This is a genomic window from Variovorax sp. dw_308 (assembly GCF_019207085.1).
In the GTDB taxonomy this organism is placed as follows: Bacteria; Pseudomonadota; Gammaproteobacteria; order Burkholderiales; family Burkholderiaceae_C; genus Variovorax.
The window spans coordinates 18,793-42,400 of the sequence record NZ_JAATOM010000020.1; the positions used below are offsets into that span (position 1 = coordinate 18,793).

Sequence of the window (23,608 nt, forward strand, 5' to 3'; positions counted from 1 at the left end):
TTGATGCGCTTCTTCTCATCGACAAGCCGAGCTTAGGGATGCAGGCCCTCGGGCACATCCCCCCAATTCCAAGGAGTGGAAATGGGTGATAGGGTGGCGTTTCGACTTTTCCAGCGTGGCTCGAATGACTTCTTCCCCCATGGACGCGCCGCGGCGCAAGCATCACGAGGAGCCCCTGCTCAATCGATCACTGGTGCGGGGCGTCGAGATCCTGAGGGCCTTCAGGCCGGGTTCCGACTTGCTCGGGAATGGCGAACTTTCCGAGCGGACCGGCCTGTCGCGCGCGACGGTCAGCCGGCTTGCCCAGACCCTGGTCGAAACCGGGTTGCTGGAACACGACCGCAGTCAGCGGGCCTACAGGCTGGCCGCGCCCGTGTTGAGCCTGGCGCACGCCATGCGCGCCGGCTCGCCGGTATTGAATGCCGTCGCCCCGCTGATGCGTGCGCTGGCCGAGAAGATGCGAATCAACGTCGGCCTGGCGGTGGCTGACCGGGACGAGATGGTCTACCTCGAGTCCGTGCGCTACAACCGCCGCGTGGCATTCCGGAACGTCGTGGCGGGCCAGCGGGTGCCGATGGAACTCACGTCACTCGGCAGGGCCTGGCTTGCAGTGGCGCCGGAAGCCGAGCGGCGCGCGTTGTTCGCTCAATTCAAGGCGCGACGCAAGGACGACTGGAATCGCTTGAAGGAAGACATCGAGGCTGCGGCGCAAAGCGTCGAACAAAGAGGCTACTGCGTTGCTTCATGGCAGGCTGAAGTGATCGCGGTTGCAACGCCGCTTGTGATGCCTGCAGGCCAGGTGTTCATTCTCAATGCCAGTGTGACCACGGCCTCGAGCATTCAGGAGGTCGAGAGGGAATTGAGCGGTCCCCTGCTGGCGCTGCGCGACAAGTCGAGGGGTGCGCTCAAGGGCTGAAGGGTTGAGCCGTGCCTGCGCCAGCATCGCGTTCGACGCGGCCTCGTCAGTCCAATGCGACTGTCGCCACGTCCACCCGGCACATCTCGGCCAGCACGGCGACGACCAGCGCATGGTCCTCGCGATCCGGCGCGCCGGAGACGGTGACACAGCCCACGCAGCCGACGTGTGCCACGCGGATCGGAAATGCGCCGCCGTGAACGGCGTAGTCGCGCATGGGCAATCCCATCTTCTGTTCGAGCGACTTGCCGTCGCGCTCGAGTGACTTGCCGACGGCATAGGAACTCTGTTGCAGTAGTTCGACCGTGTTGCGCTTGCGCCGGGCCCAGTCCGCGTTGGCGGGCGCGGTGCCCGGCATCGCGAACAGGAAGACCGTTTCTCGTGCCAGTCGGATCTCGATGGTCAGCGCCATGCCCATCGTCTCGCCACGCGCCCTGATTCGCGTTCCGAGGTCCCAGGCTGTCGCATGGTCGAAATGGGGCAGGCACAGGCGCTGCTCCTGCAGGGCCATGCGTTCCAGGTCCCGTTCGATGTCCATGTATCGACCCTCGGGCACGGCGTGCGGAAATGTCGTCGTCATCGCGACCTCATTTCCGGATGCCGCAAGCCACGGACAGGTAGCGTTCCATGCGCAGCACCGCAAGCTCCGGATCGGTCAGCACGCCGCAGCCGTCTGCCAGCTCGAAGAGCCTCGCGAAGTGCGCCGCGCCGCGCGCCGACTGGAGGCCGCCGGCCATCGAGAAGTGGTCCTGGTGGCCATTCAGCCACGCGAGGAAGACAACGCCGGCCTTGTAGTGGCGCGTCGGTGCGCGGAAGATCTCGCGCGACAGGGTCACGGTGGGGTCGAGCAGTTCCCGAAAACGTTCGGTGCGGCCGGCGGCCAGCTCGCCGAGAGCGACAGCAGCCACCGGCGCGATGGGGTCGAAGATGCCCAGCAGCCCGTGCGAGTGACCCTGCTCGTCACCGGCCATCAACTCGGCATAGTTGAAGTCGTCGCCGGTGTACATCTTCACGCCGGCCGGCAGGCGCCGACGCAGGTCGAGTTCCCATTTGGCGTCGAGCAGGGAGACCTTGATGCCTTCCACGTGCGAGGCGTTGTCGCGCACGAGTTGCGCGACCGTGTCGAGTGCGGTCGGCAAGTCGGTCGAGCCCCAGTAGCCGCGCAAGGCGGGATCGAACATCTCTCCGAGCCAGTGCAGCACGACCGGCTTCGACGCGTCCCTGAGCAGCCGGCCGTAGAGCGCGAGGTAGTCATCGGCACTGCCGGCGCAGCGCACGAGGGCGCGGCTGGCCATCAGGATCGCGCGGCCGCCTTCGGCCTCGACGACTTCCAGTTGCTCGCGATAGGCCGCTTCGACCTGCGCAAGCGTCACATCCGGGCCTGGCAAAAGTTGGTCCGTGCCGACGCCGCAAGCGAGGTCCGCGCCGGGGATGGTCTTCGCGTGGCGCAGGCTGCGCTGGATCAGTTCGCGCGCAACCGGCCAGTCCACGCCCATGCCGCGCTGCGCGGTGTCCATCGCCTCGGCAATCTTGAAGCCGAGCGACCAGAGATGCTCGCGAAAGGCCAGCGTGCGCTCCCAGTCGATGGCCGGCGAAGCGTCCCACGGGTCGACGGTCGCCAGCGGATTCACCACCACATGCGCGGCGGCGAACACGGTGCGGTTGAAGGGCGCCAGCTTGCCTGTCGGCACGATCGGGCGAGCCTTGAGCGCGTAGGGCATCAGCGTGCCATCGACTTGGGGAAGGGTGATCTGCATGATGAGTCTCTGGGTATGGATGTGAACTCAGGCGATCCGCCCGAGGATGTGGTCGGCTGCCTTCTCGGCGACCATGATGGTTGGCGCGTTGGTGTTGCACGACGGAACCCGCGGCATGACGGAGGCATCGACCACGCGCAGTCCCTGCATGCCGACGAGGCGCAGGTCCGGCGTGACGACACTGTCTGGATGGCTCGCGGGCCCCATGCGGCAGGTGCCGACCGGGTGGTGGTCGGTCTTGGCGTTGGCGCAGGCGTAGTCGAAGAGTTCCTGGTCGGTCTCGAGGCGCGAGCCCGGCAGGACCTCCGTCTGCACGTAGCGGCGCATGGCCTGCTGCCGCATGATGTCGCGCGCCAGCCGAAGGCCCTTGATCGACATCTCGCGGTCGTACGGATCCGACCAGTAGTTGGGGTCGAGCAGCGGCGCTGCCGCAGGATCCTTGCTCGCGAGTCGCACCGTGCCGCGCGAACGTGGCCGCAGGTAAGCCGTGTTCAGCGTGACGCCGGCATTGTTCAGCCTGGCCATGCCCGCTTCGATGCCGGAGCCCAGACCGAGGTGGAACTGGATGTCCGGCGAGCGGGCGTTTTCCTTCGGATCGGCAAACCAGAAGCCGCCCGTCTCGAAGAGGCTGGACGCCACCGGGCCCGTCTTCAGAAGCAAGTACTGCAAGCCCGCCAGCGCGGCATGCTGCGGCTTGTTGTACTTGTCATAGGTGTGGTCGCCCGTGCACTCGGCGATGACGAACAGGTCCAGGTGGTCTTGCAGGTTGCCGCCCACGCCGGGCAGGTCGTGCTCCACCGGCACGCCGACCGAGCGCAGATGCCCCGCTGGACCGATGCCGGACTGCATCAGCAGCTTGGGCGATCCGATGGCGCCCGAGGAGACGATCACTTCGCGATCGGCGCGTATCACGCGCGGGCTCGCACCGCTGCCGCTGACGACCTCCACCCCGACGGCCCGACCGTTCTCCACCACGACGCGAAGGGCACGCGTCTGCATCATCACGGTCAGGTTGGGGCGGGCGCGGACTTCCTTGCCGAGGAAGCCGGTCGACGTCGATGAACGACGGGCGTTCAGCTGCGTCAGCTGGTAATAGCCGAGACCGCCCTGGCTCGCGCCATTGAAATCCGGATTGAACGGAATGCCGAGTTCCTGGCCGGCCTGGAAGAAGGCTTCGCAGATCGGCAACGGGCTGATCGGGTTGGACACGCCCAGCGGTCCGCCGTAGGCGTGGAACTCGTTGGCGAAGCGCTGGTTGTTTTCCGAGCGCTTGAAGTACGGCAGCACGTCGCGATACGACCAGCCGGCGGCGCCTTCCTCGCTCACCCACTCGTCGTAGTCCGCCGCGACGCCGCGCGTGTAGAGCTGCGCGTTGATCGACGAGCCGCCCCCGATGACCTTCGCCTGCGTGAAGCGCAGCACGCGGTCCTTCATGTGCTTCTGCGCGACGGTATGCCAGCCCCACGAGCCGATGCCCTTGGTCATCTTCGCGAAGCCCGCCGGCATGTGGAAGAAGGGGTGGCGGTCGGAGCCGCCCGCTTCCAGCAGCAGCACCCTTGCCGAAGGTTCGGCGCTCAGGCGGTTGGCCAGTACGCAGCCGGCGGAGCCGCCGCCTGTGATGATGTAGTCGTAGCCTTCGGTTTTCATAGCGTCGGAATGGAAAGGGCGCCGTCCACATGGAGGACGCTGCCGGTTGAGAAGCCCAGCTGGCCGCCGGCCAGCGCGGCCACCGCGCGTGCCACGTCCTCCGGATAGCCCCAGCGCCCCATGGGGACGAGGCCGTCGGCGATGCGCTGTTCGTACTTGCCCACCACGCCCTCCGTCATCGGCGTGCGGATCACCCCGGGACGGACCTCGAACACGCCGATGCCGAGCGGCGCGAGCCGAAGCGCGAAGAGCTTGGTCAGCATGCCCAGGCCCGACTTGGAAACGCAGTACTCGCCACGCTCGATAGAGGCCATCTCGACGCTGACCGAGGAGACCGTGACGATGGCGCGCTGATGCGGCGAGTTCACGGCGACCATGTGGCGCGCCACGGCCTGCGTGAAGAAGAAGGTGCCGCGCAGATTCACGTCGAGCACCCGGTCGAAGGCGGCCGGCGTCACGTCGAGCAGGTCGCCGCGGCTGGGCGCCGGGATGCCTGCGTTGTTGACGAGGCAGGCGATGGGACCGTGCCATTCGACGATGCGCTGCACCACGGCGGCATGGTCGTCGACCTTGCCCAAGTCGGATTCGAAAAGCCTGCATCGCGCACCCTGCGCGGCGATGTCCGCCAGCGTGTCTTCGGCGCCCGTGCCGTCGATGTCGGTGAGCGCGATATCGAAGCCGCGCGAGGCCAGTTCGATGGCGATGCCGGCGCCGATGCCACGTCGGGCGCCGGTCACCACCGCCAGGGGTCGGGTCGTTGTCATTGGAGTACCTGCGTACGAAGGTGATGACCGACGCGCAGCGCCTGCGCGGCGATGGTCAGTGCGGGGTTGACGGCCGCCGACGAGGGAAAGAAGCTGGCGTCGACCACGTAGAGGTTGTCGTGGTCCCAGGCCTTGCACAGCGGGTCGAGCGCCGAGGTTGCGGGGTCGTCGCCGAAGCGCGCTGTGCCGCACTGGTGCGACGGCGTGTCCACCGTGAAGGGCTTCGTCAGCACGATCGGATAGCCCGTGCGCTTGATGATTCGAGTCGCGGTCTCGACCCACTTGCGATGAGCGCCCATGTTGGTCCGGTGCCAGCGCAGATCGATGCTGCCGTCGGCGTTGACGCGCACCGTGCTGTCCCGGTGCGGCAGGTCCTCCGACATGACATACCAGTCGACGCTGTGCCCGGCCACCCACTGGCGCAGCGCACGAGGCGTCCATGCCGGCATGGCGCCACGCAGGATCGGCTCGCTCAGCTTGCCGAGCAGTTGCAGGTTGCCCAGCGGCGGCCCCTTGCCTTCCAGGTCGCCGAAGTAGCAGTCGTTGATCGAGAGCGTCTTCGGGAACTTCGTGTGATTGCGCTTGACAGGATGCAGCGCCATCAGCCCCGTGCAGTTGTGGTTCATGAAATGGCGGCCGACGACGTCGCTGGAGTTCGCCAGGCCGCGCGGATGTCGCGCCGTGGCCGAACGCTGCAGCAGCGCAGCCGAATTGATGGCGCCCGCGCTCAGCACGAACAGGCCGCCGTGGATGCGCCGCCTCGCGCCACGCTCGATGATTTCCGCAGCGACGATCCGGCGGCCGGTGTCGTCGGTGATGAGGCGATCGACATACGCCTCGGAGATCAACTGCACGTTGGGCTGCAACAGGGCGGGGCGGACGAGGCAAGTCTCGGCGTCGCCCTTCGCGTCGATGCGGCAGGGGAAGGCGTCGCAGGTGCCGCAGCGCTGGCAACGGCCGCCCGGACCGAAGTCGACCGCCGCGGGCATGGGGAAGGGTCGCAGTCCCTGCGCCTTCAAGCGCTGGGCGATCCCGGCCAGCACGGGCTCATGGGGGATCGCAGCATGCGCGTACGGCGCGCTGCGCGGTGGTTCCGTCGGATCGAGCCCGGCCTGCCCGCGAACACCGAAGTGCTGCTCGGCCTGCGCATACCAGGGTTCGAGGTCGCCGTAGTTGATGGGCCAGGCGGGCGAGACGCCGTCTTCCAGCTCCAGCGCACCGAAGTCCCGCTCCCTGAAGCGGAACATCGCCGTGCCGTAGAACTTGGTATGGCCGCCGACGTAGTAGTACTGGCCGGGCCTGAAGCGCCGCTCGCCGCTGGTCCAGGTTTCGGTGCTGCGATAGCGCAGGTCGACGAACACCGATTCGGGGCTCCAGTTCTCCGGCTCACGTGGCAGCACCGGGCCGCGCTCCAGGATCAACACGCGCGCAGCGGTGCCCGCCAGCTGCCGGGCCACGGCGCCGCCGCCGATCCCTGAGCCGATGATCACCACGTCGTAGTCTTCGCGTGTCGTCATGGTGGTCACGCAATCAGCGATTCGCTCTTCGCATCGAAGCACACGAGCTTCGACAGATCGACAAGGAAGCGCGCGTTCTGCTCGGGCTTGAGCGGCGCGTCCGGCTCCAGGCGCACCGTGAACTCGCTTCCGCCCAGGTTCAGCACGACCAGCGTGTCGGCGCCGGTGGGCTCGATGACTTCGACGCGCGCATCGATGAAGCAGTGCATCGGCCCCGCGACCATGCCTTCCCGCGCGAGGCTGACGGCCTCGGCACGGATGCCGGCGATGACTTCCTGGCCGGCATAGGCCTGCAACCCCGCCGGTGCCACGGAAGGTGGCAGCGGAATGCTCGCGCGTGGGCTGTTGCCGGCCTGGATGTCCAGGCCCAGGCCGCCGCCCGTTCCGGTCACCCGCGCCTTGACCAGGTTCATGCGGGGCGAACCCATGAAGCTCGCGACAAAGGTGTTGGCAGGCCGGTTGTAGACCTCGTAGGGCGTGCCGAGCTGTTGCAGCACGCCACCCTTCATCACCGCAATGCGCGTGGCCAGCGTCATCGCCTCGATCTGGTCATGCGTCACGTAGACGATGGTCGCCTTCAGCCGCTGGTGCAGCTTCTTGATCTCGGTGCGCATGTCGACCCGCAATTGCGCGTCGAGGTTCGAGAGGGGTTCGTCGAAGAGATAGAGCTGCGGCTCGCGCGCCAGCGCCCGGCCGATGGCCACGCGTTGTCGCTGGCCACCCGAAAGCTGCCGCGGCTTGCGGTCCAGCAGGTGCTCGATCTGGAGCAGCTTCGACACCGACTTGACCCGCTCGACCCGCGCCGACTTCTCGACCTTGCGCATCTCGAGCGGGAACTCGATGTTCTTGGCGACCGTCATGTTCGGATAGAGCGCATAAGACTGGAACACCATCGAGATGTTTCGCTCTGCCGGCGCAACCGTCGTGATGTCGCGGCCCTGGAGGCTCAGAGTGCCGGCGGTCGGCTCTTCGAGCCCGGCAATGATGTTCATGAGGGTGCTCTTGCCGCAACCCGACGGGCCGACGAGGACGAGGAACTCGCCGTCCTGGAGGCTGATGGAAATGTCGTGCAGGATCTTGACGGGGCCGAAGCTCTTCTGCACGTTGACGAGGTCGAGGGATGCCATGCTTATCTCCTGGGAGGTCCGGGCGTTCAGCCCTTGACCGAGCCGGCCATGAGGCCGCGAACGAAATACTTGCCGGACACGAGGTACACGACGAGCGTTGGAATCGCCGCGATGAATGCGCCGGCGAAATGAACGTTGTATTCCTTGACCCCGGTGCTGCTGTTGACCAGGTTGTTCAACGCCACCGTGAGCGGGTAGGAGCTGAAGTCGCTGAAGGACGCGCCGAAGAGGAACTCGTTCCAGATGTTGGTGAACTGCCAGATCACGGTGACGACGATGATCGGCGTGCTGTTGGGCAGCAGGATGCGGCCCATCACACCGAAGAAGCCGGCGCCATCCATGCGGGCCGAGCGGATCAGCTCCGCCGGAAAGGCCGCGTAGTAGTTGCGGAAGAACAGCGTCGTGAAGCCGATGCCGTACACCGTGTTCACGAAGATCAGGCCCTTCACCGTACCGGCCAGCCCCAGGAAGCCCAGCGTCTTCGCCATCGGGATCAGCACGATCTGGAACGGGATGAACACCGAGAACAGCATCGCCGCGAACATCAGGTTCGAACCCCTGAACCTGAACTGGGTCAGGATGTAGCCGTTCAACGCACCGATCAGCGTCGACAGCACCACCGACGGAATCACCAGCAGGAAGGAGTTGATGAAGAAGGGCTTCAGGCCCGTCGGCTGCACGCCGATCTGCGCCGTGCTCCAGGCGCTCAGCCATGGTGCGATGGTCCAGTCGATGGGCAGGGACATCATGTTGCCGGTGCGGATCTCGTCAAGCGGCTTGAACGAGTTGACGGCCATCACATAGACGGGCATCAGGAACGCCACCGCAAACACCAGCAGGACGGCGTAGAGCGCGATGCGTGCGATGTCCAGCCTGGGCGCGATGCCGCTGGCGCCGTGCACGTGCACGACCGGGTGGGCAGTTGCATTAGCCATTTTTGACCTTCCGCATTTCACTGAAGAGGTAGGGGAGCACGACCACGCCGATGGCCAGCAACATCAGCACCGAACTCGCGGCGCCGACCGCCATCTCGTTGCGGGTGAAGGTGTACTGGTACATGAACACCGACGGCAGCCAGGTGGAGCGGCCGGGGCCGCCGTTGGTCAGGGCGATGACCAGGTCATAGGACTTGATGGCCATGTGCGCCAGGATCACGAAGGCCGAGACGAACACCGGCCCGAGCTGCGGCAGGATGATGCGCAGGTAGACCTGCCAGGTCTTCGCGCCGTCGACCCTGGCCGCGTTGACCTGCTCGGTATCGACGCCACGCAGCCCGGCCAGGAACATCGCCATCACGAAGCCGCTGGTCTGCCAGACGGCTGCGATCACGACGCAGTAGATCGCCATCTCGCTGTCCTTGATCCAGGTGAAGGAGAAGCTCTCCCAACCCAGCAGGTGGATCGAGCGCTCCAGCCCGACGCCCGGGTCCAGCAGCCACTTCCAGGCCGTGCCGGTGACGATGAAGGACAGCGCCATCGGGTACAGGAAGATCGAACGGAAGGCGCTCTCGGAGCGGATCTTCTGGTCGATCAGGATCGCGAGGCCCAAACCCATCACCATCGCGATGATGATGTAGAGGCTTGCGAAGGTCGCGAGGTTGGACAGGGAGACTTGCCAGTTCTCCAACCCAAGCAGTCGCGTGTAGTTGGCCGTGCCTGCCAGCTCGGACGTCGGCAGCATCGTCGACGTCGTGAAGGACAGGTAGACCGTGAACATGATGTAGCCGTACACGCACACCAGCACGAGAAACGCGCTGGGACTGAACAGCAACTTGGGAAGGACACCGGCTTTCATGGCAGGGCTCAGTTCCTGGCCGCGGACACCAGCTCGGCGACGGCCTTCCTGTCGTCGATCTGGCCGTTGAAGTGGCGCGTGATCACGTCATAGAAGGCGCTCTTCATCGAGGCCGGAACCGCATGCCCGTGTGCGATGGAGCCGACCAGCGTGTTGTTCTTGCTGGCCTCGGCGGCGTCCTTGATGGCCTTCTTGCCGCAGTCGTCGAAGGCCGCGTCCGACACATCGTTGCGTGCGGGGGCTGCGCCCTTGATGACGTTGAAGGAGGACTGGAACGAGGGATCCATGACGTCCGCGGCCATCTTCATCTGCGCGGCGGTCTTTGCCGGGTCGCCCAGCTTGAACATCGCGAAGTTGTCGGTGTTGAATGCGGCCGTGCCCTGCGTGCCGGGGAAGCGATAGCAATAGAAGTCCTTGCCCGGCACCTTCTTCGCATTCACGAACTCGCCCTTGGCCCAGTCGCCCATGATCTGGAAGCCGGCCTTGCCGCTGATGACCAGGCCCGAGGCGACGTTCCAGTCACGACCCGAGAAGTCCTTGTCGACCAGCTTGCGGATCTGCGACATGCGCTGGAACACCTTCAGCGTGGTGGGCGAGCCGAGCGTCTTGGTGTCCAGGTCGATGAAGGCCTTCCGGTAGTAGTCGACGCCGCCGGTGGACAGCACGACGCTGTCGAAGACGGTCGCGTCCTGCCACGGCTGCCCGCCATGTGCGATCGCGATGAAGCCGGCCTTCTGCACCTTCTCGGCACTTGCGATGAATTCGTCGAAGTCCTTGGGTTCGCTGGTCACGCCGGCCTTGGCGAGGACCTCCTTGTTGGCCCAGATCCAGTTGGTCGTGTGGAGGTTGACCGGCACGGCGATCCACTTGCCGTTGTACTTGGTGAACTTCTGCAGCTGCGGCGGAACGACCTTGTCCCAGTTGCCCTTGGCCGCCATGTCGTTCAGGTCGGCCAGCACGCCTTGCTTGGCCCAGTCCTGTACGTCGAAACCGAGCAGCTGGACGGCAGTCGGCGGGTTGCCCGCGGTGACGCGTGCGCGCACGGCCGTCATGGCCGCCTCGCCGCCGCCGCCGGCAACGGGCATGTCGTTCCAGGTCACGCCCTGCTTCTCGAGCGTGGTCTTGAGCACGTTGAGGGCCGAGGCTTCGCCGCCGGAAGTCCACCAATGGAGGACCTCCACGCTCTGTTGCTGGGCCAGTGCGGGAGCCGCAAGGGTCGCCGCGATGGCGAGGCTGATGAGTTGCTTCTTCATGGTTGTCTCCGGATGGGGGGTGGTGGTGGAGGTTGGGGGGAGGAATCAGCGCGGCAGGTACCAGTCGGTGCGGCCGCCGAGGTGCATGTGCAGGGTCTTGGTCTCGGTGTAGTCCTCGGTCGCGAAGCGGCCGAGTTCGCGGCCGATGCCGCTTTCGTGGTAGCCGCCGAAGGGCAGCTCGGCATGCCCCTCCAGGAAGGTGTTGACCCAGACCGTGCCGGCCTTGATGCAGCGCGCGGCGCTGAGGCAGGTGCTGAAGTCCTGACTCCAGACAGCAGCCGACAGGCCGTAAAGCGTGCTGTTGGCCAGGTCTACCGCGTCGTCGAGGTCCTTGAAGCTCAGGACCGCCAGCACCGGGCCGAAGACTTCTTCCCTGGCGATGGCCATGTCGCGGGTGACGCCTGTCACGACGGTGGGTTCGAAGTACATGCCGGTCGTGTCGATGCGCGAGCCGCCGAGTGCAATGGTTGCGCCGCCGCGGCGAGCGGCTTCGACGTGCGAGAGGATCGTCTCGAGTTGCTTCTCGGTGGTGATCGCGCCGACCTGCATGCCAGGCGTGAGCGGGTCGCCGACCTTGACGAGCTTCGAGCGCTCGACCACGGCCGCGGTGAAGCGCTCCGCAATCGACTCGTGCACGAGGATGCGGCTGCCACTGTTGCAGCACTGGCCGGCATTGAAGTAGATGCCGTACACGGCCGCGTCCACGGCGGCATCCCAGTCGCAATCGGGGAAGATGATCTGCGGGTTCTTGCCGCCCAGTTCCATCGAGACCTTCTTCAGGGTCTGGGCCGACTTGGCCACCGCCTGCTTGCCGATCACCGTCGAGCCGGTGAAGGACAGCATGTCGACATCGGGATGCGTCACCATCACTTCGCCGACCACGCTGCCGCGACCGACCAGGATGTTCACGACGCCGCCGGGCACGCCGGCGGCCTGGAGGATTTCGCCGAGCATCACGGTGGTGCCGGATGTCACCTCGGCAGGCTTGACGACGGTGGTGCAGCCGGCGGCCAGCGCGAATGGCAGCTTCTGGCTGACGATGAGGAACGGAAAGTTCCAGGGCGTGATGATGCTGACCACCCCGATCGGCTCGCGCAGCACGACGCCGAGGGTGTTTTCGCCGAGCGTGTTGTAGCTGTCGCCGTGCAGGTTGCGCGCCAGCGTCGCGGCGTAGTGCCACAGGTCGGCCGCGCCTTCGATCTCGGCCAGCGACTGGGCCATCGGCTTGCCGTTTTCCAGCGTCTCCATCAGTGCCAGTTCATGCTTGCGCGACAGGATGCCCTCAGCCACGGCGCGCAGGATGCGGGCGCGCTCCGCACCCTTCATGCGAGGCCATGGGCCCTTGTCGAAGGCGTGGCGCGCGGCGGCGATGGCCCGCTTCGCATCGGCTGCGCCGGCTTGGGCGTATACCGCCACCAGCGTGTCATGGGCAGGCGACTTGCGATCGAGCGTCGAGCCATCGGCGGCGTCGGACCAGGCGCCGTCGATCAGCAGCTTGCCTTGGTAGGGCGCGCGGGTCAGCGCCTCGGTGGGGGAGAGGGTGGAAGTGCTCATGGGGTTGTCCTGTGTCGGTGGGTCAGAGGCCGGCGAAGCTGGCTGCGCGCTTCTCGCGAAAGCTCCGGATGCCTTCTGTGGCGTCTTGCGTGGTGGCAGCGAGTGCACCGGCCATGGCTTCCAGCGTGGCGGCGGTGTCTTCGCCGGCGGCGGCGTTGATGAGTTGCTTGGTGAGTTGCAGGGAGACGGGTGCCTTGGTTGTCATCTCGCGGGCCAGCGCAGCGGCGCGGTCCCTGAGTTGCGCCGCGGGCACCACTTCGTGGACAAGGCCGGCGCCCAGCGCGTCCGCGGCCGTCTGGCGCACTCCGCTCAAGGCCAGGTACTTGGCACGGCTCGCACCGATCAACTGCACGAGCCGCTGCGTTCCCGACCAGCCCGGGCACGTCGCAATGGACGCTTCGGGCAACGCGAACTGCGCGCCTTCGACGGCAATGCGGATGTCCCCCGTGATCGCGAGTTCCAGCCCGCCACCGAAGGCGTGCCCATTGATGGCGGTGATGACGGGTTGGCGAAGACGGGCCCACTGGTCGAAGACCTGGTGACCACGGCGCACCCAGCGGCGCCACATGTCGAGCGGTTGCAGTGCGGCCCATTCGTTGATGTCGGCTCCCACACAGAAGGCCTTCTCGCCGCCGCCCAGGAGGATGACCACGCGCACGCTGGTGTCGGCATCCAGTTGACGGGCAACCAGCTCCAACTGGTCCAGCATGGCTGGCGTCAGCGAGTTGAGCTTGGATGGGCGGTTCAGGATGACGGTCGCAACAAACCCGTCGCGCTCGAGCTGGATCAAGGACTCAGCCACGGTGCAACTCCGCCACCAGGACTTCCTTGGCCACCGAAGGACTCGACGTGGCATCCAGCGGGCGCATATCCTTCGCAATCGGAAGCGATGTACCCCGACGCACTTCCTCCGCCTTGAGCCGAAGACCGAAGGGCGCATCGGTGAACAACGCGGGGTTCATCACACGCAGGTCCTTCGCGACCCGCAGCGGGATCTCCGCCTGGTCCAGCACGTCGCGCTGCAGGTCGATGCCGGGCGCGATCTCGCGCACCACCAGCGCGTCGTCCTCCAGGTCGATCACGCAGCGCTCGGTGACGTAGGTCACGCGCTGGCCGCGCTGGCGTCCGACCACACCGCTGAAGGTGATGTGCTCGGCCGACTGGACGAACTTGCGGGTCTTGCCTTCCTTGAGGATGGTCAGCTTGCCGTTGCCGACTTCCAGCTTCGCGCCCGCCGTGAAGAATCCCGAGAACACGATGCGCCGCGCATGCGCGGTGATGTCGACAAAGCCGCCGCAGCCTGCGGTGAGGTAGGGCTTGGCGCCCAGCTTCGAGACGTTGACGCTGCCGTTGCCATCGACCTGCAGGAAGGACAGCAGAGTCACGTCGAAGCCGCCGCCCTGGAAGTAGGTGAACTGGTTCGGCGAGGCCATGATCGCGTCTGCGTTCGATGCGCAGCCGAAGGCGAAGCCGAGCAGCGGCATGCCACCCACGGCGCCTTGCTCGATGGCCCAGGTCACTTCGCCGTGCAGGCCTTCCTCGAGCAGGATGCGTGGCACGTTGGCCGAAATGCCGAAGCCGAGGTTCACCGCGTGGCCGTGCGCCAGTTCCATCGCTGCGCGGCGGGAGATGACTTTCTCGGCGCTCCACGCCTGCGGCTCGAAGGTCGCCAGAGGCTGCGCGATCTCTCCGCTGATGGCCGGGTCGTAAGGCGTCTGCGTCGTCTGCCACTGGTCCGCATCGACCACGATGTAGTCGACCAGGTTGCGTGGCACATGCACGTCGTGCGGACGCAGGCTGCCTTCCTTGACGACGCGCTTGACCTGGGCGATGACGATGCCGCCGTTGTTGCGTGCGGCCAGTGCCTGGTCGAGCCCGCCGAGCAGCGCGCCTTCGTGTTCGTAGGTCAGGTTGCCGTGCTCGTCGGCCGTGGTGGCGCGGATGATCGCCACATCCGGCACGATGGCCGGGAAGTAGAGCCATTCCTGGCCGTCGAAGCTTTCCTTGCGCACGACCGGGTTGGCGGCTGCGGCCCCGTTCATCGCGCAGCCCTGGAACTGCGGATCGACGAAGGTGCCGAGGCCGACCTTGGTCAGCACGCCGGGGCGCCTGGCGGCGGCATCCCGATGCATGTCGTAGAGGATGCCGCTCGGGATGTTGTAGGCCTCGATCTGGTTGTCGACCACCATCTGCCAGATGGCGGGCATCGGCAGCGAGGAGGGGCCGCTCGGATACGAACCCGCCAGCACACGGGACAGCAGCCCCGGCTTCGCGATGTGGTCGACGCCCTTGATGCCGTACATGTCGCCGGCGGCAATCGGGTTCAGCGTCGTCAGGTTGCGGGGCTGGCCTTCCTTGTCGAAGCGCGCGCCGATGGCGGCCAGTACCTTGTCGGGGCAGCCGAGACCGCTGGAGGAACTGATGCTCACGACATCGCCGGAGCGCACCAATCCCGCCGCCTGTTCGGCGGTGATCACTTTTTTCATGGAGTTTCCTAAGGTTGGAGAGGAGCCACTCGGACGGTCTTGCCGCCTTGGCAGGCTTCGGCGATGGCCAGTGCCGTGGCGAGGGAGCGCACGCCGTCGAGGGCAGTTGCTGCCGGTTCGCCTTCGCCGCGAAGGGCCGCGCAGAAACGCGCCACGCCGCGTGCGTAGAGGCTTTCATGTTCGACCGGCACGGCGCGCTCGCCCTGTGCGTCGCGCAGAAGCACCTCGCCGACCGGCTTCTGGGTCATGACATTGCGGCCGAACACTGAACCCTTGTCGCCGTGGATCTCGATGCCGGTTCCGGCGAAGGGCACGGTGAAGGCGTCGTGCAGTTGCGCCACGACGCCGTTGTCGAAGCGAAGCACGGCCATCACGCCGTCTTCCAGGCCTTCGCGGGCCAGCGAAGCGGACTGGGAGATGCCGACCGCCTCGACGGGCTCGGCGTCGAGGATGAAGCGCAACGTGTCCGCGTCATGCACGGCAATGTCGAGGATGACGCCGCCGCCGGCGGCGGGCTTGTCGATGCGCCAGCCCTGCAGATGCGGTGGCAGGTAGACGGCGTGGAACACGCGGGCGAAGAGGGGGCGACCGATTGCGCCGGCCTGGACCAGTTCGCGGATCTTGCGATGCGTGGCTGCATTGCGCAGGTGGTGGTTGGTGGCCATCACCACGCCAGCGTCCGCACAGGCACCGACCATCTTCCGGGCGTCGTCCAGCTTCAGTGCCAGCGGCTTCTCGCAGAGCACGTGCTTGCCGGCAGCCGCTGCAGCGATCACCTGGTCGCGGTGCAACTCGTTCGTCGTGCTGATGTAGACGACTTGCACGGCCGGGTCGGCCAGCAACTTCGCGACGCTGTCGTACGCCCCGGCGATCACGTGCCTTGCGGCGAAGTCCTTGGCGCGATCGGCGTTGCTGCTCGCGACTGCCACGACCTCATGCCCTTGCTGTGCGCGGATCGCCTCGATCATGTACTCGGAGGCGATCGTGCTGGCCCCGATCAGGCCCCATCCGGTCACTGCTTTGCTGTCCATGTTGTCCCCTTTGCGGCTACATTTGTTGGAACGGTTGAATGAATTATTGGAACGTTCCAGTAAAAGATCAAGCGCTTTTATTTAAGTGCGGGAAAACACCTAGAGATCACCATGAGCAAAGCAAACTCGCCACGGGCAGTCACGATCCTCGACGTCGCGGCAGCGGCGGAGGTTTCCAAGTCCACCGTCTCGCTGGTGTTGAAGAACAGCCCGTTGATTCCGGCCGAGACGGCCGAGCGGGTGCGCGAGGCGGCGCGCAAGATCGGGTACGTCTACAACAGCCGCGCCGGAGAACTTCGCGGCAGGACCTCAAGGACCATCGGCGTCATCGTCAACGACCTCAGCAATCCCTTTTTTGCGGAGATCCTGGTGGGGGTCGAGCGCAGGCTCGTGGAGGCGGGGTACATCGTCCTGATGGCACACACCGCCGAGGACGTCGAGCGGCAGAACACTGTCTTGCGAACCATGCGGGAGCAGGGCGCCGCAGGCATCGTCCTGTGCCCGGCCTATGGCACGCCCCGGACGCTGACGAAGGAAGTCGAGTCCTGGGGCATGCCACTGGTTGTCATGGTCCGCACCCTGGGACCCGGTAAATACGACTTTGCGGGCGCGGACAACGAGCGCGGGATCTACACGGCAACCAGGCACCTGCTCGATGCGGGGCACACACGCATCGGTTTCCTGGGTGGGCGCACGGGCGTCGTGCTCGAGCAGCGCCTGAAGGGCTTCAGGGCGGCGCTGGCCGAACGCAAGATCGAGTTCGACGAGGAATTGCTGGTGCCGTGCCAGCCCACGCGCCAGGGCGGTTCTGAAACCATGGGCGCGCTGCTGGACAAGAAGCCGCGGCCGACCGCGGCTGTCTGCTACAACGATGTGGTCGCTTTCGGCGCACTGTCGGCATTGGGGGAACGCGGCTTGCGCGCCGGACAGGATTTCGCGGTGATGGGCTTCGACAACGTGCAGGACGCGGCCCATTCCAACCCGCCGCTGAGCACCATCGACATCCGCCCGGGCGAGTTGGGCGAGCATGCCGCGGCGATCCTGCTGGACCGCATTCAGGCGCCGGCGCGCGCGCGTCAGACTTACTTGGCCGACCCGCAGCTGGTGCTGAGACAGTCTGGATAGCGGCGATCGCCGATGCAGCGACCGCGGCTCTCAGGGCGCCGGCAACATCCGCCGCAACGCCTCGAAGTACAGGTCCGACTGCTCCCGCTCCCCCTGGATCTGCGCCGCCACGCGCGCGGCCAGCGTCGCGTCCACGGGCGCGAGCGGACGCCCGGTCTGCTGCGCGATCACCTGGTGCAGGCAACTGCGTTCCAGGTAGTAGAGATCGTCGTAGGCATGTGCAACCGTCGCGCCGGCCACGATCACGCCGTGGTTCGCGAGGAAGGCCACGTCCTTGCCGGCCATGGCCCTGGCAATGCGCTCGCCCTCGGCATCGTCGAGCGCGAGGCCGTTGTATTTCGTGTCGATGGCGATGCGGTTCATGTAGCGCATCGCGTTCTGGCTCAGCGTGGGGTCGAGCGCGCGGTCGGTGGTCAGCGTGAGCGCCGTGGCATAGGGCATGTGGCAATGCAGCACCACCGCATGGCCCGTCAGGCGATGCACCGCGCCGTGGATGAAGAGGGCGGTGGGCTCGACGCGATGGCGGCCCGCGAGCACCTTGCCCTGCACGTCGATGAGCACGACGTCGTCCGGTCCGATCTCGCTCCAGTGCAGGCCGCGCGGGTTGATGAGGTAGCGGTCCGCGGCGCCCGGCAGCAGCACGCTGAAGTGATTGCAGACACCTTCCGACAGGCCGTGGTGTGCAGCCGCGCGCAGCGCCAGCGCGAGGTCCTCGCGCAGCTTGCGCACGCGGGGGTGGGCGTATTGGGCTTCAGGCGTATCGCGGATGTTGCCCTTGATGATGGTTTCAACCATGGTCGTTCCTCAAGCGGTGATGGTGCCGGCCCATGCCGACACGAAGCGGGTGGCATCCTCGCGCACGGCCGCAGCCGGCTTGCCGGGCTTGTAGAGCGACGAGCCGATGCCGAAGCCGGCCGCGCCCGCGGCGCGCCACTCGCCCATGTTGTGCGGCGCGATGCCGCCCACGGGCATCAGCGGCGTGCCGGCCGGCAGCACCGCCAGCAGCGCCTTCACGACTGCGGGCGAAGCCAGCTCGGCCGGGAACAACTTGAGGCCCGTGGCGCCGGCGGCCAGGGCGCCGAAGGCCTCGGTGGGCGTCATCACGCCAGGCAGGCACACCATGTCGAGCCGCACCGCCTCGGCGATCACCTCGGCGTTGAAGTTGGGCGACACGATCAGTTGCCCGCCGGCCGCATGCACCTCGCGCACCTGCTGCGCGTTCAGCACCGTGCCCGCGCCGACCAGCGCCTGCGGAAAGCGCTGGCGCATCGAGGCGATGCTCTCCAGCGGCCGGGGTGAATTGAGCGGTACCTCGAGCAGCCGGAAGCCCGGCTCGACGATGGCATCGCCCACGTCGGCGGCCTCGGCCGGCGTGAGCCCGCGCAGGATCGCGATGAGGGGGAGCTGCTGCATGGCAGCCTGGAAGGTGGCGAGTGCGGTCATGGTGTGCGTCGGGACAGGTGGGTGGCCAGCGCATGCAGTCCGGCCCAAGTCGCTTCGGCGCCGAGCGTGCGCGTCGCGACGCCAGCGGCGCCGATGGCCAGTGCATAGCGTTGGGTGAGGATGGGGGAACCGATCAGCACCACCTCGGCGGTGGCTTGCAGCGACTGCGTGCGCAGTTCCTCGCCGATGAGCAGCCCCGAGAGATAGCTGGCCAACTGCGCCTTTGGCATGCGGCTGAACAAGGCCAGCGTGCGCGCGCCGAAGGCGTTGTGCAGCAGTCCCTCGCCGTTGTCCGACTGGGTCACGCCTTGCAGGAAGGCGGCCTCATCGAGCGGGGCATCGACGTCCAGCGTGCGCGCCAGGATCGAGTGCTGGCTCAGCAGCGCATAGAACTCGCCGGTCATGAAGGTGCGAAAGCCTTCGACGCGCCCGTTCTTCACGCGGGCCCACTTGTTGTGCGTACCCGGCAGCACGAAAAGCCCGTCGCGCAAGCCGGTGAGCGCGATGGCGCCGAAGATCTGCACTTCCTCGCCACGCATCACATCCGGCACGCCGGCGTGCTCGTCGCGCAGACCCGGCACCAGCGCGATGCGGCCTGGCTGGATCTCGATGATGCTGCGGGCCACCTCGTCGAGCACGGCGGGGCAGGCGCAGTAGGGCGCCTCGACCCAGCCCTGCTGGCTGCCGGCCATGCCAGAGATGATGCAGCGCGTGCCCTCGGGCCGCATCCAGTCGGCGAACAGCGACTCGAACACATCGGGGAACCCGCCGGCCGGAACGCTCAGGATGCCACGTGGATGGCCCTGTTCCGCAAGCACCTTTCCGGTGGCGTCGAGCAAGGCTCCACGCAAGGAGCTGGTGCCCCAATCGACCGCGACCCATTGCATCGGTTTCCGTCTCCGTATGGCATGTTTTCGAGGGCCGCAACTCAGGGTTTCCCTGCAGCGACGGCCATTTCAATCATCATATGATAAGCCGCGAACCCCGCCCCTGGCCTAGGGTTTCCGAGTGACAAACCAACGGGACATCTCCATGCACAGCTCACCTGTGGCGCACCGCCGCCAAGTCCTGCAGGGCCTCGCCGCCATGCTCTTGCCAACCTCCTTTGCCGCCTTCGCGGAAGACTATCCGAGCAAGCCCGTGGAGCTCATCGTGCCCGCGTCGGCCGGCGGCGGCACCGACGCATTGGCCCGCAGCTTTGCCGAGCTGGCGAAGAAGAACTTCCCGCAGCCCTTCATCGTCAACGACAAGCCCGGTGCGAGCGGCGTGATCGGCATGGGCGAGGTGCTCAACAGCAAGCCCGATGGCTACAAGGTGAGCGTGGTGATCGCCGAGTTGGTGATCCTGCCGCACCTGAACCTCTCCAAGTTCACCTATGCCGATTTCCGTCCGATCGCGCGCCTCAACGCCGACCCGGCCGCCATCACGGTCAAGGCCGATGCGCCGTGGAACACCATCGAGGAGTTCATTGCGGCGTGCAAGGCCAAGCCGGGCGAGATGAAGGTCGGCAATTCGGGAAACGGCTCGATCTGGCACCTGGCTGCCGCGGGCTTCGAGGACAAGACCGGCGTCAAGCTCAGCCACGTGCCGTTCCAGGGCGCGGCGCCGGGCGTGATCGCATTGCTCGGCGGCCATATCGACGCGGTGGCGGTGAGTCCTGCCGAAGTCGCCACGCATGTGCAGGGCGGCAAGCTCAAGATACTGGCCGTGATGGCCGACGAGCGCCTCAAGGCCTTCGACAAGGTGCCCACGCTGAAGGAACGCAAGATCGACCTGTCGATCGGCACCTGGCGCGGCCTGGCGGTGACCAAGGCCACGCCCGACAACATCGTCAATGCGCTGCGCGACGCAGCGCGCAAGACAGCCGCCGATCCCGCCATGAGCGATTCGCTCGAAAAGCTCAACCTGGGCTTTGCCTACCTGGACGCCGACGCCTTCGGCAAGGCCATGGAACGCGACCACGCGTACTTCAAGCAACTGGTCGAAAAGATCGGCATCAAGTCATGACCGACAAGGTCGAGGTCCTGGCCGTCGCGCCGCTGATGCCCTTCCTCATGGATCAGCTGCGCGCCGAATACACGGTGCATGACCGCATCCATGTCAGCGACCCGGACGCCTTCGCGGCGGTGGCGCCGCGCATCCGCGGCGTCGTCGCCAATGGCGAAGCCAAGGTCCCGCGCGAACTCATCGGCAGGCTGCCCGCGCTCGAAGTGATCTCGGTCTTCGGCGTTGGCTACGACGGTGTCGACGTTGCGGCAGCGCATGAGCGCGGCGTGCCCGTGACCAACACGCCGGAAGTGCTGAACGACGACGTGGCCGACCTGGCCATCGGCCTGCTGCTGTCGATCGCGCGGCGCATTCCGCAAGCCGACCGCTTCGTGCGCAACGGCTCGTGGGTCAATGGCCCGATCCCGCTGGCGCGCAAGGCCACCGGTGCGCGGCTGGGCATCGTGGGCATCGGCCGCATCGGCCAGGCCATTGCGCACAGGGCGCAGGCCTTCCGCATGGAGATCTCGTACACGGCGCGCTCGCCGCGCGCCGGCGTGCCCTACACCTACTACCCCAATGCCGAGGCGTTGGCCGCGGCGGTCGACTTTCTCGTCGTCATCACGCCCGGCGGCGCGGCCACGCGCGGCATGATCGATGCAAAGGTGCTGACGGCGCTCGGCCCGCAGGGCTACCTGATCAACGTGGCGCGCGGCACGGTCGTCGACCAGCCGGCGCTGATTGCCGCATTGCAGGCCGGCGACATTGCCGGCGCGGCGCTCGATGTGTTCGTCGACGAGCCCAACGTGCCCGCCGTGCTGCGCGAGATGAACAACGTGGTGCTCACGCCGCACATCGGCAGCGGCACGCGGCAGACGCGCGAGGCCATGGGGCAGCTCACCTTCGACAACCTGCGCGCGCACTTCGCCGGCCAGCCCCTGCTGACCCCCGTCGCGTCTTGAGCCCCGTCGCGTCCTCGCCCCATGGTCAAGAACGCTCACGGCCACACGGTCGACCTGCTCGGCGAGTCGATCGTCGCGGGTCGCTACCGCGAGGGCGGCGTCATTCCGCCGGAGCCCATCCTCGGCGAGGAACTGGGCGTGAGCCGCACCGTGGTGCGCGAGGCGATCAAGGCGCTGGCCGCCAAGGGCCTGATCGTGACCGGGCCGAAGGTCGGCAGCCGCGTGCTGCCGCAGGACTCGTGGAACTGGTTCGACCCCGACGTCATCACCTGGCAGGCGCGCGTGGGCCTGACGCCGGAGTTCCTGCGCGACCTGCAGGACCTGCGCCGCGTGGTGGAGCCGGCCGCCGTGCGCCTGGCCGCAGAGCGCGCCACCGCCGAGGACATCGGCGAAATCGAATCGGCCTATGCCGGCATGAAGAATGCCATCGAGCATGGCGGCGACTACGTCACCCACGACCTGCGCTTTCATCACGGGCTGCTGCGTGCCGCGCGCAACCGCATGCTGACGCAGATGAGCAAGGCACTGAATGCGCTACTGCGCACCAGTTTCGAAATCTCCACCACGCGCAGCAACGGCCCGGCGCTCTCGCTGCCGATGCACCGCGCGGTGCTGGACGCCGTCATCGCCCATGAACCCGCGAAGGCCGAGCGCGCCGTCCTCAAGCTGATCGACGGCGCACGCATCGACATCGAGGCCGTGCTGGGCTCGCGCCGGCGCCTGCCGCGGTTGAGCAGGCCGCCCCCGCGGCTCAAGGCCCATTGACGCCTGGTCACCGGCACCTTATTTTTTTCCGTTCCCCCCGTAGCAATCGAAGCATCCGTTCATCCAGGAGACAACTCACCATGAAATTGAAACCGCTATTCGCCGCATCGCTCGTTGCGCTGGGGCTCGTGGCCAGCGGCCAGGCGGCCGCCCAGGAAAAGCTCACCGTCTGGTGGGTCAAGGGCTTCTACAAGGCCGAGGACGACGCGCTCTTCGCGGCCATCAAGAAGTACGAAGAGAAGCACAAGGACGTGAAGATCGACCTGTCGCAGTACCCGATCCAGGACATGATCCCCAAGACCGTGTCCGCGCTCGATTCCGGCAGCCCGCCCGACGTGGCCTATGCCGACGTGTATGACTTCCAGGTCACCGGCAAGTGGGCCTTCGAGGACAAGCTCGAAGACATCAGCAGCGTGATCAACCCGATGAAGGCGCGCTTCGCGCCCAACACGGTCGAGACCACCTTCCTCTACGACGACAAGACCAAGCAGAAGGCCTACTACGCCTTCCCGATCAAGCAGCAGACGATGCACGTCGAGTATTGGCTCGACATGCTGACCGAAGCCGGGTTCAAGGAATCGGACATCCCGACCGCATGGAAGGACTACTGGGCGTTCTGGTGCGACAAGGTGCAGCCGGCCAGCCGCGCGAAGTCGGGCAAGCGCACCTTCGGCATCGGCATGCCGATGGGCGTGGATTCCAGCGATGCGTTCTATTCGTTCCTGACCTTCGCGGATGCCTACAACGTGAAGATGGTGGACGATAGCGGCAAGCTGCTGGTCGACGACCCGAAGGTCAAGGCCGGCCTCGTCGGCGCGCTGACCGACTACACCGCGCCCTATACCAAGGGCTGCACGCCGCCTTCGTCGACGAGCTGGAAGGACCCGGACAACAACGTCGCGTTCCACAACAAGACGACCGTGATGACGCACAACGCGACCATCTCGATCGCGGCGAAGTGGCTCGACGACATGGACAACCAGACGCTCACGCCCGAGCAGCGCGAAGAGGCCAAGAAGAACTTCACGGAGCGAATCCGCACGGCCGGATTCCCCAACAAGCCCGATGGCGGCAAGATGGTGTACCGCACGGCAGTGAAGACCGGCGTGATCTTCAAGGAAGCCAAGAACAAGAAGCGCGCGAAGGAGTTCGTCGAGTTCCTGCTGCAGGAAGAGAACCTGACGCCGTACGTGGAAGGCTCGCTTGGCCGCTGGTTCCCGGTGACCAAGGCCGGCCAGGCCAGCCCGTTCTGGCAAGCCAACGAGCATCGCAAGTCGGTGTTCAACCAGTACGCCAGCGGCACGGTGACTTTCGAATTCACGAAGAACTACAAGTTCACCATTCTCAACAACGAGAACGTGTGGGCCAAGGCGATGAGCCGCGTCGTGACCGACAAGATCCCCGTCGACAAGGCAGTGGACGAGATGATCGAGCGCATCAAGGTGGTCGCCAAGTAAGCCTCGCCCCGGCTGCGCGCACTT

General features: G+C 66.3%; 22 protein-coding genes. 6 read left to right on the forward strand and 16 right to left on the reverse strand.

The genetic code is table 11. The annotated features are described in order from the left end of the window. The first annotated feature begins 124 nt into the window (after nt 1–124). A complete protein-coding gene (locus HCU76_RS27725) occupies nt 125–916 on the forward strand; it encodes an IclR family transcriptional regulator (protein WP_256354518.1) in 792 nt (263 codons plus the stop codon). 46 nt (nt 917–962) lie between these two features. Here the strand turns inward: HCU76_RS27725 and HCU76_RS27730 are convergent, their stop codons facing one another. From HCU76_RS27730 to HCU76_RS27790, 13 genes are read right to left on the reverse strand one after another with little or no spacing between them, the layout of a single operon-like run. Further along, nucleotides 963–1,496 carry a heme-degrading domain-containing protein gene (locus HCU76_RS27730; RefSeq protein WP_256354519.1) on the reverse strand — a complete coding sequence of 178 codons (534 nt, stop codon included), beginning with the start codon at nt 1,494–1,496 and terminating at the stop codon, nt 963–965. Between the two features lie 7 nt (nt 1,497–1,503). After that, nucleotides 1,504–2,673: a dihydrodipicolinate synthase family protein gene (locus HCU76_RS27735; protein WP_218511113.1), complete on the reverse strand. Its 1,170-nt coding sequence runs from the start codon at nt 2,671–2,673 to the stop codon at nt 1,504–1,506. Between the two features lie 27 nt (nt 2,674–2,700). Further along, complete coding sequence (locus HCU76_RS27740; protein ID WP_218511114.1) at nt 2,701–4,320, reverse strand: GMC family oxidoreductase; 1,620 nt, start codon at nt 4,318–4,320, stop codon at nt 2,701–2,703. Then, the gene (locus HCU76_RS27745; protein ID WP_218511115.1) at nt 4,317–5,084 is read right to left on the reverse strand and encodes a 3-ketoacyl-ACP reductase; all 768 of its coding nucleotides are present in this window, start codon (nt 5,082–5,084) and stop codon (nt 4,317–4,319) included. Before HCU76_RS27745 ends, HCU76_RS27740 begins: the two co-directional genes overlap by 4 nt. Next, complete coding sequence (locus tag HCU76_RS27750) at nt 5,081–6,601, reverse strand: GMC oxidoreductase (RefSeq protein WP_218511116.1); 1,521 nt, start codon at nt 6,599–6,601, stop codon at nt 5,081–5,083. The genes HCU76_RS27745 and HCU76_RS27750 overlap by 4 nt, the downstream gene beginning before the upstream one ends. Nucleotides 6,602–6,606: 5 nt before the next feature. Then, entirely contained in the window at nt 6,607–7,728 is a 1,122-nt protein-coding gene (locus HCU76_RS27755; protein WP_218511117.1) for an ABC transporter ATP-binding protein, read from the reverse strand. A gap of 26 nt (nt 7,729–7,754) precedes the next feature. Then, entirely contained in the window at nt 7,755–8,612 is an 858-nt protein-coding gene (locus tag HCU76_RS27760; RefSeq protein WP_218511177.1) for a carbohydrate ABC transporter permease, read from the reverse strand. 43 nt (nt 8,613–8,655) lie between these two features. Further along, complete coding sequence (locus HCU76_RS27765) at nt 8,656–9,522, reverse strand: carbohydrate ABC transporter permease (protein WP_213958400.1); 867 nt, start codon at nt 9,520–9,522, stop codon at nt 8,656–8,658. Nucleotides 9,523–9,530: 8 nt separating this feature from the next. After that, nucleotides 9,531–10,775 carry an ABC transporter substrate-binding protein gene (locus tag HCU76_RS27770; protein WP_218511118.1) on the reverse strand — a complete coding sequence of 415 codons (1,245 nt, stop codon included), beginning with the start codon at nt 10,773–10,775 and terminating at the stop codon, nt 9,531–9,533. A 45-nt stretch (nt 10,776–10,820) separates the two neighbouring features. Further along, nucleotides 10,821–12,329 (reverse strand): aldehyde dehydrogenase family protein, encoded by a 1,509-nt coding sequence (locus HCU76_RS27775; RefSeq protein ID WP_218511119.1) that lies wholly within the window; start codon nt 12,327–12,329, stop codon nt 10,821–10,823. A 22-nt stretch (nt 12,330–12,351) separates the two neighbouring features. Further along, nucleotides 12,352–13,131, reverse strand: coding sequence for an enoyl-CoA hydratase/isomerase family protein (locus HCU76_RS27780; RefSeq protein ID WP_218511120.1), 780 nt, complete (start codon nt 13,129–13,131; stop codon nt 12,352–12,354). Beyond that, nucleotides 13,124–14,815 (reverse strand): acyl CoA:acetate/3-ketoacid CoA transferase, encoded by a 1,692-nt coding sequence (locus HCU76_RS27785; protein ID WP_218511121.1) that lies wholly within the window; start codon nt 14,813–14,815, stop codon nt 13,124–13,126. The genes HCU76_RS27780 and HCU76_RS27785 overlap by 8 nt, the downstream gene beginning before the upstream one ends. Before the next feature lie 8 nt (nt 14,816–14,823). Then, a complete protein-coding gene (locus tag HCU76_RS27790; RefSeq protein ID WP_256354521.1) occupies nt 14,824–15,846 on the reverse strand; it encodes a Gfo/Idh/MocA family protein in 1,023 nt (340 codons plus the stop codon). A 111-nt stretch (nt 15,847–15,957) separates the two neighbouring features. Here HCU76_RS27790 and HCU76_RS27795 point away from each other — a divergent pair, with 111 nt between their 5' ends. Further along, complete coding sequence (locus HCU76_RS27795) at nt 15,958–16,971, forward strand: LacI family DNA-binding transcriptional regulator (RefSeq protein WP_218511122.1); 1,014 nt, start codon at nt 15,958–15,960, stop codon at nt 16,969–16,971. Nucleotides 16,972–17,001: 30 nt separating this feature from the next. Here HCU76_RS27795 and HCU76_RS27800 read toward each other — a convergent pair whose 3' ends face one another. The 3 genes from HCU76_RS27800 to HCU76_RS27810 are packed head-to-tail and all read right to left on the reverse strand — an operon-like array spanning nt 17,002 to nt 19,301. After that, nucleotides 17,002–17,766 carry an aldolase gene (locus tag HCU76_RS27800; protein ID WP_218511123.1) on the reverse strand — a complete coding sequence of 255 codons (765 nt, stop codon included), beginning with the start codon at nt 17,764–17,766 and terminating at the stop codon, nt 17,002–17,004. A gap of 9 nt (nt 17,767–17,775) precedes the next feature. Then, complete coding sequence (locus HCU76_RS27805; RefSeq protein ID WP_218511124.1) at nt 17,776–18,414, reverse strand: 2-dehydro-3-deoxy-6-phosphogalactonate aldolase; 639 nt, start codon at nt 18,412–18,414, stop codon at nt 17,776–17,778. After that, the gene (locus HCU76_RS27810; RefSeq protein WP_218511125.1) at nt 18,411–19,301 is read right to left on the reverse strand and encodes a 2-dehydro-3-deoxygalactonokinase; all 891 of its coding nucleotides are present in this window, start codon (nt 19,299–19,301) and stop codon (nt 18,411–18,413) included. The genes HCU76_RS27805 and HCU76_RS27810 overlap by 4 nt, the downstream gene beginning before the upstream one ends. A gap of 145 nt (nt 19,302–19,446) precedes the next feature. On the opposite strand from HCU76_RS27810, the gene HCU76_RS27815 reads away from it, so the two are divergent. From HCU76_RS27815 to HCU76_RS27830, 4 genes are all read left to right on the forward strand, one after another. Continuing rightward, on the forward strand, nt 19,447–20,421 hold the full coding sequence (locus HCU76_RS27815) for a tripartite tricarboxylate transporter substrate binding protein (protein ID WP_213958391.1): 975 nt from the start codon (nt 19,447–19,449) through the stop codon (nt 20,419–20,421). Continuing rightward, the gene (locus HCU76_RS27820) at nt 20,418–21,362 is read left to right on the forward strand and encodes a 2-hydroxyacid dehydrogenase (protein ID WP_218511126.1); all 945 of its coding nucleotides are present in this window, start codon (nt 20,418–20,420) and stop codon (nt 21,360–21,362) included. The genes HCU76_RS27815 and HCU76_RS27820 overlap by 4 nt, the downstream gene beginning before the upstream one ends. 21 nt (nt 21,363–21,383) lie before the next feature. Next, the gene (locus HCU76_RS27825; RefSeq protein ID WP_218511127.1) at nt 21,384–22,127 is read left to right on the forward strand and encodes a FadR/GntR family transcriptional regulator; all 744 of its coding nucleotides are present in this window, start codon (nt 21,384–21,386) and stop codon (nt 22,125–22,127) included. An 80-nt stretch (nt 22,128–22,207) separates the two neighbouring features. Then, nucleotides 22,208–23,584: an ABC transporter substrate-binding protein gene (locus HCU76_RS27830; RefSeq protein WP_218511128.1), complete on the forward strand. Its 1,377-nt coding sequence runs from the start codon at nt 22,208–22,210 to the stop codon at nt 23,582–23,584. Nucleotides 23,585–23,608 lie beyond the last annotated feature (24 nt).

Excerpts from the sequence above, each read along its gene's own strand:
- HCU76_RS27810 (WP_218511125.1), bottom strand. The coding sequence starts at position 19,301 with ATGCAATGGGTCGCGGTCGATTGGGGCACCAGCTCCTTGCGTGGAGCC.
- HCU76_RS27775 (WP_218511119.1), bottom strand. The coding sequence starts at position 12,329 with ATGAGCACTTCCACCCTCTCCCCCACCGAGGCGCTGACCCGCGCGCCC.
- HCU76_RS27820 (WP_218511126.1), top strand. The coding sequence starts at position 20,418 with ATGACCGACAAGGTCGAGGTCCTGGCCGTCGCGCCGCTGATGCCCTTC.
- HCU76_RS27740 (WP_218511114.1), bottom strand. The coding sequence starts at position 4,320 with ATGAAAACCGAAGGCTACGACTACATCATCACAGGCGGCGGCTCCGCC.
- HCU76_RS27790 (WP_256354521.1), bottom strand. The coding sequence starts at position 15,846 with ATGGACAGCAAAGCAGTGACCGGATGGGGCCTGATCGGGGCCAGCACG.
- HCU76_RS27745 (WP_218511115.1), bottom strand. The coding sequence starts at position 5,084 with ATGACAACGACCCGACCCCTGGCGGTGGTGACCGGCGCCCGACGTGGC.
- HCU76_RS27825 (WP_218511127.1), top strand. The coding sequence starts at position 21,384 with ATGGTCAAGAACGCTCACGGCCACACGGTCGACCTGCTCGGCGAGTCG.
- HCU76_RS27815 (WP_213958391.1), top strand. The coding sequence starts at position 19,447 with ATGCACAGCTCACCTGTGGCGCACCGCCGCCAAGTCCTGCAGGGCCTC.
- HCU76_RS27795 (WP_218511122.1), top strand. The coding sequence starts at position 15,958 with ATGAGCAAAGCAAACTCGCCACGGGCAGTCACGATCCTCGACGTCGCG.
- HCU76_RS27725 (WP_256354518.1), top strand. The coding sequence starts at position 125 with ATGACTTCTTCCCCCATGGACGCGCCGCGGCGCAAGCATCACGAGGAG.
- HCU76_RS27830 (WP_218511128.1), top strand. The coding sequence starts at position 22,208 with ATGAAATTGAAACCGCTATTCGCCGCATCGCTCGTTGCGCTGGGGCTC.
- HCU76_RS27750 (WP_218511116.1), bottom strand. The coding sequence starts at position 6,601 with ATGACGACACGCGAAGACTACGACGTGGTGATCATCGGCTCAGGGATC.
- HCU76_RS27800 (WP_218511123.1), bottom strand. The coding sequence starts at position 17,766 with ATGGTTGAAACCATCATCAAGGGCAACATCCGCGATACGCCTGAAGCC.
- HCU76_RS27735 (WP_218511113.1), bottom strand. The coding sequence starts at position 2,673 with ATGCAGATCACCCTTCCCCAAGTCGATGGCACGCTGATGCCCTACGCG.
- HCU76_RS27730 (WP_256354519.1), bottom strand. The coding sequence starts at position 1,496 with ATGACGACGACATTTCCGCACGCCGTGCCCGAGGGTCGATACATGGAC.
- HCU76_RS27785 (WP_218511121.1), bottom strand. The coding sequence starts at position 14,815 with ATGAAAAAAGTGATCACCGCCGAACAGGCGGCGGGATTGGTGCGCTCC.
- HCU76_RS27755 (WP_218511117.1), bottom strand. The coding sequence starts at position 7,728 with ATGGCATCCCTCGACCTCGTCAACGTGCAGAAGAGCTTCGGCCCCGTC.
- HCU76_RS27770 (WP_218511118.1), bottom strand. The coding sequence starts at position 10,775 with ATGAAGAAGCAACTCATCAGCCTCGCCATCGCGGCGACCCTTGCGGCT.
- HCU76_RS27765 (WP_213958400.1), bottom strand. The coding sequence starts at position 9,522 with ATGAAAGCCGGTGTCCTTCCCAAGTTGCTGTTCAGTCCCAGCGCGTTT.
- HCU76_RS27805 (WP_218511124.1), bottom strand. The coding sequence starts at position 18,414 with ATGACCGCACTCGCCACCTTCCAGGCTGCCATGCAGCAGCTCCCCCTC.